Below are 13,494 nucleotides of genomic sequence, written 5' to 3' on the forward strand. Positions count from 1 at the left end.
TGTTTTATAGATTTTTATCTTAGGTCTGTACGTCAGTGCCAACTCAATAGAAAATAAAAAAAAAGAGAATATGTTTCCATATTCTCTTTTCGGTTTTAGCAGAACAAGCTTAGCTGAGTTTCATTTTATCGAAGACTAAATGCCCATTTTCGCCTTTAACTAAAATGGTATCACCTGCAACAAAATCACCCGACAAGATTTTTTGAGCTAATGTGTTTTCAATCTGTTGTTGAATCGCACGTTTTAATGGACGCGCGCCATAGACAGGGTCGAAACCAGCATCAATCAATAAATCAAAGGCAGTGTCATCTACAGTTAAACTCATGTCACGATCAACAAGACGTGAACGTAATCGATCCAACTGAATATCGGCAATGCCACGAATTTGTGCTTTTTTGAGTGAATGGAAAATCACAAGCTCATCAATCCGGTTAATAAATTCCGGACGGAAATGCTGACTTACCGCATTCATTACAATAGTACGCACTTCATCGTCTGTTGCACCCTCACCTAGTTCACGTACATCTTGTGAACCTAAATTCGAGGTCATCACAATGACCGTATTTTTAAAGTCAACTACTCGACCTTGTGAGTCTGTTAAGCGTCCATCATCCAACACTTGTAGCAAGATATTGAAGACATCTGGATGCGCTTTTTCAACCTCATCAAACAACACCACACTATAGGGTTTACGGCGAACGGCCTCAGTTAAAACACCACCTTCTTCATAACCCACATAACCCGGAGGTGCACCAACCAAACGGCTCACCGAATGTTTTTCCATGAATTCACTCATGTCGATACGAATCATGGCATCATCGCTGTCAAACAAGAAGTTCGCCAATGCTTTGGTCAATTCTGTTTTACCAACACCTGTTGGACCTAAGAACAAGAATGAACCACTTGGACGATTCGGGTCAGACAAGCCTGCACGTGAACGACGAACCGCATTCGATACAGCTACGACAGCTTCATCTTGTCCAACAACACGGTCATGTAAAAACTCTTCCATATTAAGAAGTTTTTCACGCTCGCCTTGCATCATTTTAGCAACCGGAATTCCTGTTGCAGCACTAACAACTTCAGCAATTTCATTTTCAGTTACTTTAGTACGAATGAGTTTTGGCTCTTCGTTCTCTTCTGCAACTTCATCTTGCTCCAGTTGTTTTTGAAGCTCTGGAATTACGCCATACTGTAAACGTGCTGCCTCAGCCAAATCACCTTCACGCTGAGCTTTCTCAAAAGCAATACGGGCTTTATCAAGTTCAACCTGAGCCTGTTTAGTACCTTCTACCAAAGTTTTTTCAGACTTCCAGATTTCTTCAAGATCGTTGTATTCTTTCTCGACTTCAGCAATCTGTTTTTCAAGATGAGTGACTTCAGCTTTGCTGCCGACATCTTCATCTTTTTTCACCGCTTCCAATTGCATTTTTAACTGGATTAAACGGCGATCAAGTTTATCAAGCGCTTCAGGTTTAGAGTCAATCTCCATTTTAATACGAGAAGCTGCCTCATCAATCAAATCTATTGCCTTGTCCGGTAATTGACGGTCGGTGATATAGCGATGAGACATTTTCGCCGCAGCAATAATCGCAGAGTCTAAAATTTGCACACCATGGTGAGTGGCATATTTCTCTTTTAGACCACGCAAAATTGCAATCGTATCTTCAACACTAGGTTCATCAACCAGTACTTTTTGGAAACGACGCTCTAAGGCCGCATCTTTTTCAATATATTGGCGATATTCATCTAAGGTTGTTGCACCCACACAGCGCAATTCACCACGAGCCAACGCAGGTTTTAACATATTCCCTGCATCCATCGCGCCATCACCTTTACCTGCACCTACGAGTGTATGTAACTCATCAATAAATAGGATGATTTCGCCTTCGTGTTTTGCCAAGTCTTTTAAAACAGCTTTTAAACGTTCTTCAAACTCACCACGATATTTAGCACCAGCCAGTAATGAACCTAAGTCGAGGGATAAAACACGTTTATTTTTTAATCCCTCTGGCACTTCGCCATTCACAATACGCTGTGCCAAACCTTCAACAATAGCGGTTTTACCAACACCCGGCTCACCAATAAGAACAGGGTTGTTTTTGGTACGACGCGATAACACCTGAATGGTACGGCGAATTTCATCATCACGCCCAATGACAGGATCAAGTTTTCCAGATAAAGCCCGCTCTGTTAAATCAATCGTATATTTATTAAGTGAGTCACGTTGGTCTTCGTGATTATTACTCATGACTTTGTCATTACCTCGAATATGTTCAATTACTTTGCGTAAGCTGTCGGGAGTTACACCTACCGCACTTAAAATATTTTTAGTTTCGCCGGTCTCTGCCAAGCCTAATAAAACCCAGTCAGTTGATAAAAATTCATCACCTGCTTTTTGCGCATATCTGTCTGCCAAATTAAGCGCTTTAACCGCTTCCGGGTTTAAGTTGACATCACCCGTTGGATTGGCAATAGTCGGCGCATCTTTTATAGCTTGCTCAAGCTTTTGTTTAAGTTCAGGTAAGCGCGCACCTGCTTGTTGCAACAAACTAATATTTGATGGCTCTTCTAATAAGGTAGACAAAATATGAATACCTGCGATAGCAGTATGGTCTTTACCCATCGCTAAAGATTGAGCATCTGAGAGGGCTTGCTGCAAGCGGTTTGTAAATTTTTCAAAACGCATTCTTGTTATTCCTCACAACAAATTTGTACTTGTCTAATAGATGGGAACACTTCTTCGGATTTCAAATAAATTTTTATATATTTTTCATAATGTTATTTAAATAACAATGAGTAAAACTCCATTATAATATGGGATTGTTTTGTATATATTTCAAGTACAGTTCAGCTACATTTTATTAAAATGCTTGATTATTTAAATTCATGCTTATTCATACTACACTTTTCACAAAGTCTTCATTGAGAATTTAATAATTAAGCTTTAGTTTATCTGGCTAGTTTCCTACTCGTTTTGAAATGAAAAATGCACTTTAAACACATTATATTAACAACAACTTGTCTTTTTACTTCGGCACTGGCAATCGCTCAGCTTCCACAAGATTCCAGAAGACCCGGTGGAATTGCAGTTGTTCCTCTAAGTGCTGATATTACTCAGGTCACTTTTCAACAAAAGCCCGTTTTAATCAGTCAAGAAGGTCAGCAGCGTTATGCTGTATTTGGCATTCCGTTGTCTACTCCAATCGGCAGTATTCAGCTCGACACGAATAAAGCTCCGATTCAAGTAGAAGTTAAGTCTTATCCTTACGCTGAACAACGAATTAAAGTCACTAACCAAGATTATGTGAACCCTAATCAAAGTCAGTTAGACCGTTACGCTCAAGAAGCTAAAGAACAAAATGATGTGTATACCTCATTTACACAAAGTTCATGGCAAACCCTACCAACATTTATACGCCCGACTTCAGGGAAATTTACCAACTCTTTTGGCAGAAAACGCTTTTTTAATGGTGAAGAACGCGCGCCTCACTCAGGGTTAGATATTCCAGCGCCAGTAGGACAAAAAGTAGTTGCTCCTGCAGATGGTGTGGTTATCCAAACTGGATCTTATTTTTTTAATGGACAAACCGTTTTGATTGACCATGGCCAAGGTCTAGTCAGCATGTTCTGCCATTTAAGCGCAATTAAAGTAGAGAAAGGCCAACGCATCCGCCAAGGAGAAACACTAGGTTTAGTAGGCAAAACTGGACGTGTGACAGGCCCTCACCTGCATTGGGGTATGAGCCTTAATAATGCTCGGGTAGATCCTCAACTTTTTCTAAATACAGCTCGTTAATTTAAAGCTTTACGAAAATACTTTGGTGCCTCGACATAACCTTCTCTTAGGTAAAATTGATGTGCCAAAGGTCTTTGCATGCCAGAATGAAGTTCCATTCTGTCACAACCACGTTGTCTTGCTAACCTTTCTGCTTCCTGCACCAGTAAATGTCCCACTCCTTTGCTACGCATCTTCTCGTCAACGCATAGATAACATATTTTGGCAAAGTCACCTTGCAAAGCTATTTGCGGAATAAAGTAGAGAGATAAAAAACCACAAATTTTATCCTCCTCTTCAGCAACTAAAATTTTTGAGTTAGAGTCATTATTTAATAATTCAAATTTTTTTTGAATAAGAGTGAGAGGTTTTAGATATCCCATCTGTTTAAGTAAATCACATATTGCTTGAGTATCTTCCGATTTCGCAAAACGAATATTCACTTTTATTCTCCTTGTTATTTTTTAGTTATTTTTGACAATAAAAAAGCCAACTCTCATGTCAGCTTCTTATAATTACTAGCTATCAAAAAACTGCCTTATTCTGCTTCAATAATTTCGAAGTCATGTGTAATTTCCACACCACCATCAGAAAGCATTTTACTCGCTGAACAATATTTCTCGGCAGACAATTCAACTGCTTTTGCGACCTGCTTTTCTTTCACAGCTTTACCAGTTACCACAAAATGTAAGTGGATTTTAGTAAAGACAGCCGGAATTGCGTCAGCGCGCTCAGCTTTTAAGTTACATACAACATTCGTCACATCTTGACGAGATTTTTTTAAAATGGTCACAATATCAAACGAAGCACACCCACCAAGTCCCATTAATAGCAGCTCCATAGGACGTGGGCCACGGTTTTCACCACCATACTCAGGTGAGCCGTCCATGATGACACTATGCCCACTATCCGATTTCGCTTCAAAAGCAACATTCTCTAGCCAATGTACACTTGTTTGCATTGCAACTACCCAAAAAAAATTATAAATTTAAGCAGGGTCTGTTGACATTTCATCTATGGATTGCGTTATAGCTAAAAATTAATCCAAATAAGACGCAAAACCCAGACAATGGCAATCCTTTGTCCAGTTTTGTAATAAAGTTTGTGAAATTTCAGCCATAATCTGAGTTGCAATTAAAGCAGCGCAGGCATAGCGCAAGACCAAGTTATTTTGTACGTTCCATTGTTAAGATCTATTTATTTAGAATGGCTAAATTTCATAGTTCTTATTTGGTACGTCTAAAAGAATTGTCTTATGTCGCAACCATCTGTGAAATGTCAACAGGCCCTTGTTTTGTACACTAACATAAAATGAGTTGATAAGGAATTTCATCTCTTCTGTGTAATAGCTCATCTCGAGCTTGTGTGAATTGTTTACCCTATTCGGAACATATTAAGCATGACTTCAAATTTTTCACAACTCAGCACAGATGCTTTATCTCCGGGGCAACTACCTGAATCCGTTAAAGCATTGTTAAAACGTGCTCACATCAACAGATATCCAAAACGAACCACAATTGTTGATGCCGGAACAGAGTCAAAATCTTTATATTTAATTTTAAAAGGCTCAGTTTCAATTATTTTACGTGAAGATGATGAACGTGAAATTGTTGTCGCATATTTGAATCCAGGCGATTTCTTTGGGGAAATGGGGCTTTTCGAACCGAACCCTCAACGTACAGCCGAAGTTCGTACTCGTGATGTCTGTGAAATTGCAGAAATTTCATATGACAACTTCCACGAACTTAGCAAACAATATCCAGATTTAAGCTATGCTGTTTTTGCACAATTAGTTCGTCGTCTAAAAAATACAACACGTAAAATGACAGATCTTGCTTTCATTGATGTGTCTGGTCGTATTGCACGTTGTTTAATCGATCTATCTTCTCAGCCAGAAGCAATGATTTTGCCGAATGGTCGTCAAATTCGTATTACTCGTCAAGAAATTGGCCGTATTGTTGGATGCTCACGTGAGATGGTTGGTCGTGTACTCAAAACCTTAGAAGATCAAGGTATGATCCAAACTGATGGTAAAGCTATTCTTATTTTTGATGCTTCATTAGAAGAAAACCCTGTTTCTGATGATGACTACGACGATGAAGAATAATATTCTTTAAATTTTTAATAAAAAGCAAACTTCGGTTTGCTTTTTTTATATGCAACAATGAGTTAATACACAAAACTTACAAACTATTCTAATTTTATGATTTAAGTTGAATACATATTCTCCGTTAGGCTAACTCAAAATTTCCAAGGATTTCGCTGTATGCAATTTAACCCACTTAGTCGCACAGGCCTTAAACTTCCAGAAATTTGTTTAGGCACCATGACATTTGGCGAGCAAAACTCCCAACAAGAAGCTTTTGAACAACTCAATTACGCCTTGGCACATGGTTTATATTTTTGGGATACGGCAGAGATGTATTCTGTTCCACCCAAACCGGAAACCTACGGCGCAACTGAAACGATTATTGGCAATTGGTTTGCTCAGCACGGACAACGTGACAAAGTCTTTCTTGCATCTAAAATTGCAGGCCCAGGCTTTGGAGGAACCCACATCCGAGAAGGCCATACCCGCTTTAACAGCGACCATATTGCCAAAGCCCTAGATGGTTCACTTAAACGCCTCCAAACGGACTATATCGATCTTTATCAACTGCATTGGCCTGAACGTCATACCAACTTTTTCGGTACGCTCGCTTATGGTAACAAACAAGCACAAAATGATTACGACACAACACCTCTAGAAGAAACATTACTCGCTCTACAAGAAGAAATTAATCGCGGACGCATTCGCTATATTGGTTTATCAAATGAAACCCCTTGGGGCACTATGAAATTTTTACATTTGGCCGAAAAGCTAGGTGTCAGTAAATTCGTAAGTGTTCAAAACCCATATAGTCTTCTCAATCGCACCTATGAAATAGGTATGGCAGAGATTGCTAAATATGAAGATGTCGGCTTGCTCGCCTACTCTCCTCTGGCTTTTGGTTACTTAACTGGCAAGTTTAGAAATGGAGCTCGCCCTGCTAATGCTCGTGTAACACTATTTCCGCGTTTTAGCCGCTACAGTAACCCTCAAAGCGAATGGGCAACTGAACAATATGCGCAACTAGCAGAAAAGCATGGGCTAAGTTTGACTCAGATGGCTTTAGCTTTTATTAAACAACAGTTCTTTGTGACCAGTACAATTATTGGTGCCACGAATTTAGCTCAACTTAAAGAAAATATTCAGGCATTTGAAATTGAGTTACCTAGTGAAGTTCTAAAAGGTATTGAAGCCATCCATACCCAACAGCCCAACCCTGCGCCTTAAATAAAAAACGGATGCTGAAGCATCCGTTTTCTTAATCTATAAAGAATTTTATAACTTATCTACGGCTATTATAAACTGCCATTGCTGCAGGTAAGTTTTTACGCATATCACCAATACGTTGAGCGTTTGATGGGTGAGTAGACAAGAAAGATGATCCACTGCCTTCAAGTTTGTTCATTTTTTCCCAAAGCGTAATCGCTGCATTTGGGTTATAGCCTGCACGTGCCATTAACATTAAACCGCCTTGGTCAGCACGGCTTTCCAAACTACGAGAATATGGCAGCCCCACACCCACTTGTGTGCCTAACTGAGCCGCAGCCGTCCCTAGTTGACCCACATTCCCACCATTAATCTGACTTAAGCCAATATTTAATGCTAAATCAGTTAAAGCTTGAGCACCAATTTTACTTTTCGCATGCTCTTCCAAGGCGTGAGTCATTTCATGGCCCATAACAGCTGCGATTTCAGCATCTGTCAGGTTGAGTTTATTCACAATACCTGTATAGAACACTACCTTGCCACCAGGTGCAACGTAGGCGTTAATTGTATCTGATTTCAACACCGCTAACTGCCAGCTAAATGGCTGACCAGTCTGATTCATCTGGTTTGCATATGGTTTTAAACGGTTGAATACAGCATTAATACGGTTATATGTACTAGAACTTGTATCGAGAGCACCCTTACCACGTGCTTCCTGCACCATCTTATTAAAACCTTGAGCAGATTGGGCATTTAAGGTTGCAGTATCTGCACCGGCCATGTCTGCTACTGTTGCACAGCCAGAAATGGTCATCACACTTGCTGCACACAAGCTTAAAAAGAGTTTTTTATTCATAACATGGATCACCTAATCGATAAAAAGCTGTTTATTCTTTTGCACTTATTATAAGAAATACCATTCATGCTTTGAATGTCTGATTTCTTCATGATCATAGTATTTATGTAACGATCAAGTCGATAAAGTCATTAAATAAATCCAGAAAATTAAACAGATTATATTTAAACCCAGATAAACATGACTTAAGGTCTTAACTTTGTCTTCAAGATTAGAACTTTCGCTTTTCCAGAGTAAATAACTATTTTGTATGAGGACGACAGGAATTAACACGCATGCAAACAGAACTGACAAGCTCATAAAAGCGGTCATAAAGAAATCTTCATGATATTTTTGCCCATAAATCACCAACATCGCTAGTGTGGGTGAACCTCCAATAGCAAATAAAAAAGAATAGAAAATTGTTTTTGAAATAGTTGGTTGCAGCTTCATCCTGAGCCCATCATTCCTTATCTATATAGAACGTTTTAATCTGAATCTGATAAAACGAAAACTGCACTTTAGTCGGGTATAAAAAAGCCCCCTGTTAGGAGGCCTTTTTAATCTTTGCTAATTAAGCAGAGAATGGATGACGTAAAACAATTGTTTCTGCGCGGTCTGGACCAGTTGAAACGATATCAATCGGACATTCGATTAATTGTTCAATACGCTTAACATAAGCCAAAGCATTTGCTGGTAATTGGTCGATACTAGTTAAACCAACAGTTGACTCACTCCAACCCGGCATAGTTTCGTAAATTGGCTTCAAGCATTCAAAAGAAACCGCATCTGAAGAACCTACACAACCTGAATCCGTATTTTCATAACCCACACAGATTTTCACTTCTTCTAAACCATCTAAAACGTCAAGTTTAGTTAAGCAAATACCTGAAAGAGAGTTTACATCTACAGAACGGCGAAGAATTTCAGCATCAAACCAACCACAACGACGTTGACGACCAGTAGAAGCACCAAATTCATGACCAACTGTACCTAGGTGTTTACCAATTGGGTCACCAGAATCAGCCGCTGCATCGTAAACCAATTCAGTTGGGAATGGACCGGCACCTACACGTGTTGTATAAGCTTTAGTAATACCTAATACATAATCAAGATGTAAAGGTCCCATACCAGAACCAGCGCTCACGCCACCAGCAGTTGTATTTGAACTTGTAACATACGGGTAAGTACCGTGGTCGATGTCTAGAAGTGAGCCTTGAGCACCTTCAAACATTACCGCTTTACCTTCTTTGCGATAGTCATGCAACACTTTAGTCACATCAATCACTAATGGAGCAAGAACTTCACGCCACTGGTTGCAAAGAGCTAATACATCTTCAAATTTAACTGCTTCTACACCGTAGAACTGAGTTAATTGGAAATTATGTAACTCAAGCATTTCTTGGAGTTTTTCTTCTAATGCTGCACCACCACGAACAAGGTCAGCAACACGCACTGCACGGCGAGCTACTTTATCTTCGTAAGCAGGACCAATACCACGACCAGTAGTACCGATTTTAGCGTTACCACGTTTCTTTTCACGTGCCTGATCAAGTGCAATATGGTTAGGCAAAATGAGTGGACAGTTTGGAGAAATACGTAGACGTTCTTTAACAGGAACACCTTCCGCTTCCAAAATTCCCATTTCTTCAATTAACGCGGCTGGTGAAAGTACTACACCATTACCAATTAAGCACAATACGTTTTCACGTAAAATACCTGATGGAATGAGGTGCAAAACAGTCTTTTTACCACCTACGACAAGAGTATGACCTGCGTTATGTCCGCCTTGATAACGTACTACCGCAGCCGCCTGGTCTGTGAGCAGGTCGACGATTTTACCTTTACCTTCGTCGCCCCATTGGGTACCAAGTACCACAACATTTTTGCCCATAATAGCCTCATTACATCATGCTGTTAAAATTGAAAACCACCAGTAAAAAAACTTACCGTTGGCGATTAAATCTTTTCAATATTCCATTGTCCATTTTGCGACACGAATTGATGGGTCGCATATGGAATAGAACTTAAATCATCATTACCCAACAATTGAACGACACGTAAACCTTGAGCACGTGCATTCGAAATTGCTGAGAGTAAATCCTGTTCTGAACCTTTTGGAGCAACAACAGTTTCGATTTCGGCGAACTGATTTGCACCTAAAGCATATAAATCACAACTGAAGCCAGTAGCAGGACGTGCGCGGCCAAAGTGCTCACCAATACCATCGTAACGGCCACCCTGTGCTAAAGGTGCAGCACGGTTCGGTGCATAGACTGCATACATTAAGCCAGTGTGATAGTGATAACTGCGTAGTTCTACAACATCAATACCGATATTGAGATTTGGCCAACGACCTTTAATTTGCGCAAGCGTTGTTTTAAGTGCATCTAACGCTGACTTAAATTCAGCATCTTGTAAGATGTTTGCACTTAAATTCGCCTGTAATGCTTCTAGATCACTAGAATAGCGGCCAAGCGCATAAAAATCAGAACCCATATTAAGGTTTTGAGTAAATTCAGCTAACTCTGGTAATGCTTTTCTTTGATAAAGATCCGAAAGCTCACGCTCTTCATTTTTTGACAGGCCAGCATACTTTACTAAACTGCGGAACAACCCTACATGGCCCAAATCTAGATGCGCGCCTTGTAGAGTATAGATGTTCTCAATCAACCCCAGCATAACATCGACCATTTCGACATCAGCTTCGATACTGTCATGCCCGTATAACTCTGCACCCAATTGTAGAGGTGCACGCGTGGCATTAAAATTTTGTGGTTTAGTATGTAATACAGTCCCTGAATAACAGTAACGTGCAACGCCTTCAACTGGTCTTACATGTGCATCGATACGTGCAACTTGTGGCGTCATATCAGCACGAACACCGAGTAAACGGCCTGAGAGCTGATCAATGACCTTAAAAGTTACTAAATCCAAGTCTTGATTTGATTCTGATAATGAAGACAACGATTCGATGTATTCAATAAATGGTGTATATACCAATTGATAACCTCGTACCGCGAGGAAATCTAAAGCTTCACGGCGAAGTTTTTCAATGACTTGTGCCTGTTCCGGCAATACATCTGCTACCCCGTCAGGCAGCAACCATGTCTCTGAAATGGTCATATTTCAAGCCTAAAATCTGATCAACGTGGAACGACCCCACATAAAAAAATCGGGAACACACCCGATTTCTCTTAGTGTAGCATGATACTTTCTGCCATGCACCTGACAATTTGCATAAATCTTTCTTAATAAACTCTAAAGTCAAAAAGAAGATTTTATGAATTAACAAGAATATTCAATACCTTATTCTGCTTCACTCACATTATAGGCAAAAGTTCTTCGACCAAAGAATGGGCCAATATCTGAACTATCACCTGGTTGCCAGTTAACTAAATTTAATCTTTGAATAGCTTGAGCTGCTTGAGTATTAAAAGCAAAACAACCTTTTTCAAGATTTGCGATTTTTAGCTTTTGTTTGAAAGCAATTAATGAGTGCACCTCATTAAGCGGGTTATCATCGGCAGAATATAGATGAGACTTCTCATAAGCTAAATTTCTATCAGCATCCCACCGACTACTTGATATAAAATTAATAAAAAAAGCAGACTGGTTATTATTATTTCCCAATGCGCTTTGAATATCACCTGTTTCTAAGTTTTCTAAAACAGTTAAGTTATAGCCGTACCACTGTGAATTTAGAAGCCTAAAATACTTTTTATCTGAACCTAGGTTATTATATCTTTCGATAATTTTCTGCTTTTTCTCACTAAACGATGGATTTGAATCAAAACCAGATATATCTGAAATATAAGATTGATTCCATTGAGTCTCTTTTAAACGATAACAATAACTATTTTTTGGAAATCTAACATTCTTATAGTTTTGATAAAATTCAATTAAATTTTTATCAAGTTGATTATGAAGACCAGTTTCTAGATTTTTATTTTCTTTATAGCCCGGCAATACACGGTCAAAGATATTTTCACTATCCAACTTCACAATTTCAAACTTTAAATTCTTTTTCAAATCAGGTGTTAACTCATAAGTCCAACTGCTAGATGTTAACCTTTTCACAATATTGGTTTGTAAGGTCCCTTTATTTAAAACTTTCTTTTCAGTTAAAACCTCAGTTTCTAACGGCTGGTTATGTGACTTTGCAAAGAAGATTTCATTATTCTTAATTGGATATTGAGTAATTTCAAAAGAATCACTATAGATACCTGAAGAAATATCAGAAGGTTGATAATAAACTTGGTAAATTTTGTCTTCTTTTTCTAAATTATTTTCAGCTTGATCATGGGTATTTTGATCTGAGCCTTCACCACCACAAGCAGCTAAAATAATAGTAGATGTAAAAATTAAAAAACCACTTATTTTTTTTGAGTTAAATTTCATATGAACTCTATAATTAAAATTTTAATGTTTGCGAATCATACAAATAGATATAATTTTACACAACATGAATATTTAGAATTTTAATTATTTTTAAATTATAAATTAATAATCATAAAAAGGATGTTAATTCAACACCCTTAAATGATTTAAATTTACATTTAGAAAGAGTCACACAGATCCAATAATCGATTTGCATAGCCCCATTCATTATCGTACCAGGCGAATACTTTAGCTTGATGTCCAACCACCATAGTTTGGGTTAAATCAACAATGAGTGAATAAGGTGAATGATTAAAATCACTTGAAACCAATGGCTCATCTGTTACTGCCATAATTTCTGCATAGTCTGTTTGAGATGCTTTAATGAGTAACTCATTAATATGATGCACAGTAATTGGAGATTGCGCGATAAAAGTTAAGTCAATTGCAGCCACATTAATAGTTGGCACTCGAATTGAATAACCATCAATACGGTCTTCCATTTTAGGCATAACACGTTTTAATGCGCCGAGTGCACTAGACGTGGTCGGAATAATATTTTGTCCTGAAGCTCTAGCACGGCGTAAATCACGGTGCGCGTGATCAAGTACAGACTGGTCTGCCGTTACTGCATGAATCTCGGTCATAAGCGCAGTTTCAATACCAAATGCATCATCAATAATTTTTACTAATGGCACCAAAGCCTGCGTAGTACATGACACACTCGATATAATTTTATCAGTTACTTTGACTTCATTATGGTTCACACCATAAACAATAGCTGCATCTACATGATCAAAAGGTGCTGCCCCAATAATGACACGCTTCGCCCCTGCTTGTAGATGACGTGTTGCATCGGCATGAGAACGGAACAGTCCAGTACACTCAAGCACCACATCAATATCTAAACTAGACCATGGTAAAAGTTCAGGTTGTTTCTGCTTTAAAACCTCAACTTTTAGTGTTCGTTGATTTGACTGAATATTCAAAAAAACTTTTTCATTTTCAATCAATATTTCTACATTTCCATTGAAACGGCCATGTGTAGAATCATATTTAAATAAATGCACTAATGTCTGGACATCTGCTATATCGTTAATCGCCACGATTTCAAAATGAAATTGTTTTGGGCTCTCGAACCAGGCGCGTAAAACATTACGTCCAATTCGACCAAACCCATTAATGGCGATACGTTGCATGACCTAT

13 protein-coding genes are annotated in these 13,494 nt (G+C 38.7%); 3 read left to right on the forward strand and 10 right to left on the reverse strand.

The features are described from left to right. Nucleotides 1-109: 109 nt before the first annotated feature. The gene (gene clpB / locus KTI78_RS02020) at nt 110-2,689 is read right to left on the reverse strand and encodes an ATP-dependent chaperone ClpB (protein ID WP_005070314.1); all 2,580 of its coding nucleotides are present in this window, start codon (nt 2,687-2,689) and stop codon (nt 110-112) included. A 300-nt stretch (nt 2,690-2,989) separates the two neighbouring features. Between clpB and KTI78_RS02025 the strand changes: the two genes are divergently transcribed. Then, the gene (locus KTI78_RS02025; protein ID WP_262445034.1) at nt 2,990-3,799 is read left to right on the forward strand and encodes a peptidoglycan DD-metalloendopeptidase family protein; all 810 of its coding nucleotides are present in this window, start codon (nt 2,990-2,992) and stop codon (nt 3,797-3,799) included. Here the strand turns inward: KTI78_RS02025 and KTI78_RS02030 are convergent. The 3 genes from KTI78_RS02030 to KTI78_RS02040 all read right to left on the reverse strand — a co-directional run bounded on the left by KTI78_RS02030 (nt 3,796) and on the right by KTI78_RS02040 (nt 4,937). Beyond that, complete coding sequence (locus KTI78_RS02030; protein ID WP_262445035.1) at nt 3,796-4,221, reverse strand: GNAT family N-acetyltransferase; 426 nt, start codon at nt 4,219-4,221, stop codon at nt 3,796-3,798. The genes KTI78_RS02025 and KTI78_RS02030 overlap by 4 nt on opposite strands. 95 nt (nt 4,222-4,316) lie before the next feature. Further along, nucleotides 4,317-4,739, reverse strand: a complete 423-nt coding sequence (locus KTI78_RS02035; protein ID WP_004642007.1) for an OsmC family protein — start codon at nt 4,737-4,739, stop codon at nt 4,317-4,319. Between the two features lie 78 nt (nt 4,740-4,817). After that, entirely contained in the window at nt 4,818-4,937 is a 120-nt protein-coding gene (locus KTI78_RS02040; protein ID WP_002121587.1) for a hypothetical protein, read from the reverse strand. Nucleotides 4,938-5,177: 240 nt separating this feature from the next. Here KTI78_RS02040 and crp point away from each other — a divergent pair, with 240 nt between their 5' ends. Both crp and KTI78_RS02050 read left to right on the forward strand, forming a co-directional pair. Beyond that, nucleotides 5,178-5,885, forward strand: coding sequence for a cAMP-activated global transcriptional regulator CRP (crp, locus tag KTI78_RS02045; RefSeq protein ID WP_016141682.1), 708 nt, complete (start codon nt 5,178-5,180; stop codon nt 5,883-5,885). A gap of 159 nt (nt 5,886-6,044) precedes the next feature. Then, complete coding sequence (locus KTI78_RS02050) at nt 6,045-7,094, forward strand: NADP(H)-dependent aldo-keto reductase (protein ID WP_262445036.1); 1,050 nt, start codon at nt 6,045-6,047, stop codon at nt 7,092-7,094. A gap of 55 nt (nt 7,095-7,149) precedes the next feature. Here KTI78_RS02050 and KTI78_RS02055 read toward each other — a convergent pair whose 3' ends face one another. From KTI78_RS02055 to KTI78_RS02080, 6 genes are all read right to left on the reverse strand, one after another. Next, nucleotides 7,150-7,929 carry a M48 family metallopeptidase gene (locus tag KTI78_RS02055; protein WP_016141684.1) on the reverse strand — a complete coding sequence of 260 codons (780 nt, stop codon included), beginning with the start codon at nt 7,927-7,929 and terminating at the stop codon, nt 7,150-7,152. A 114-nt stretch (nt 7,930-8,043) separates the two neighbouring features. Next, the gene (locus KTI78_RS02060; RefSeq protein WP_262445037.1) at nt 8,044-8,361 is read right to left on the reverse strand and encodes a hypothetical protein; all 318 of its coding nucleotides are present in this window, start codon (nt 8,359-8,361) and stop codon (nt 8,044-8,046) included. A gap of 121 nt (nt 8,362-8,482) precedes the next feature. Beyond that, nucleotides 8,483-9,802, reverse strand: a complete 1,320-nt coding sequence (locus KTI78_RS02065; protein ID WP_016141686.1) for an adenylosuccinate synthase — start codon at nt 9,800-9,802, stop codon at nt 8,483-8,485. A gap of 65 nt (nt 9,803-9,867) precedes the next feature. Next, nucleotides 9,868-11,034 carry an ATP phosphoribosyltransferase regulatory subunit gene (locus tag KTI78_RS02070; RefSeq protein ID WP_016141687.1) on the reverse strand — a complete coding sequence of 389 codons (1,167 nt, stop codon included), beginning with the start codon at nt 11,032-11,034 and terminating at the stop codon, nt 9,868-9,870. A gap of 183 nt (nt 11,035-11,217) precedes the next feature. Then, nucleotides 11,218-12,309, reverse strand: coding sequence for a hypothetical protein (locus tag KTI78_RS02075; RefSeq protein WP_262445038.1), 1,092 nt, complete (start codon nt 12,307-12,309; stop codon nt 11,218-11,220). Nucleotides 12,310-12,467: 158 nt separating this feature from the next. Next, nucleotides 12,468-13,487 (reverse strand): type I glyceraldehyde-3-phosphate dehydrogenase, encoded by a 1,020-nt coding sequence (locus KTI78_RS02080; protein WP_262445039.1) that lies wholly within the window; start codon nt 13,485-13,487, stop codon nt 12,468-12,470. Nucleotides 13,488-13,494 lie beyond the last annotated feature (7 nt).

Source organism: Acinetobacter sp. WU_MDCI_Abxe161 (assembly GCF_025514355.1).
Classification (GTDB): domain Bacteria; phylum Pseudomonadota; class Gammaproteobacteria; order Pseudomonadales; family Moraxellaceae; genus Acinetobacter; species Acinetobacter pittii_E.

Coding starts and splice junctions, on each gene's coding strand:
- clpB (WP_005070314.1), bottom strand. CDS start 2,689: ATGCGTTTTGAAAAATTTACAAACCGCTTGCAGCAAGCCCTCTCAGAT.
- KTI78_RS02025 (WP_262445034.1), top strand. CDS start 2,990: ATGCACTTTAAACACATTATATTAACAACAACTTGTCTTTTTACTTCG.
- KTI78_RS02035 (WP_004642007.1), bottom strand. CDS start 4,739: ATGCAAACAAGTGTACATTGGCTAGAGAATGTTGCTTTTGAAGCGAAA.
- crp (WP_016141682.1), top strand. CDS start 5,178: ATGACTTCAAATTTTTCACAACTCAGCACAGATGCTTTATCTCCGGGG.
- KTI78_RS02050 (WP_262445036.1), top strand. CDS start 6,045: ATGCAATTTAACCCACTTAGTCGCACAGGCCTTAAACTTCCAGAAATT.
- KTI78_RS02055 (WP_016141684.1), bottom strand. CDS start 7,929: ATGAATAAAAAACTCTTTTTAAGCTTGTGTGCAGCAAGTGTGATGACC.
- KTI78_RS02060 (WP_262445037.1), bottom strand. CDS start 8,361: ATGAAGCTGCAACCAACTATTTCAAAAACAATTTTCTATTCTTTTTTA.
- KTI78_RS02065 (WP_016141686.1), bottom strand. CDS start 9,802: ATGGGCAAAAATGTTGTGGTACTTGGTACCCAATGGGGCGACGAAGGT.
- KTI78_RS02070 (WP_016141687.1), bottom strand. CDS start 11,034: ATGACCATTTCAGAGACATGGTTGCTGCCTGACGGGGTAGCAGATGTA.
- KTI78_RS02075 (WP_262445038.1), bottom strand. CDS start 12,309: ATGAAATTTAACTCAAAAAAAATAAGTGGTTTTTTAATTTTTACATCT.
- KTI78_RS02080 (WP_262445039.1), bottom strand. CDS start 13,487: ATGCAACGTATCGCCATTAATGGGTTTGGTCGAATTGGACGTAATGTT.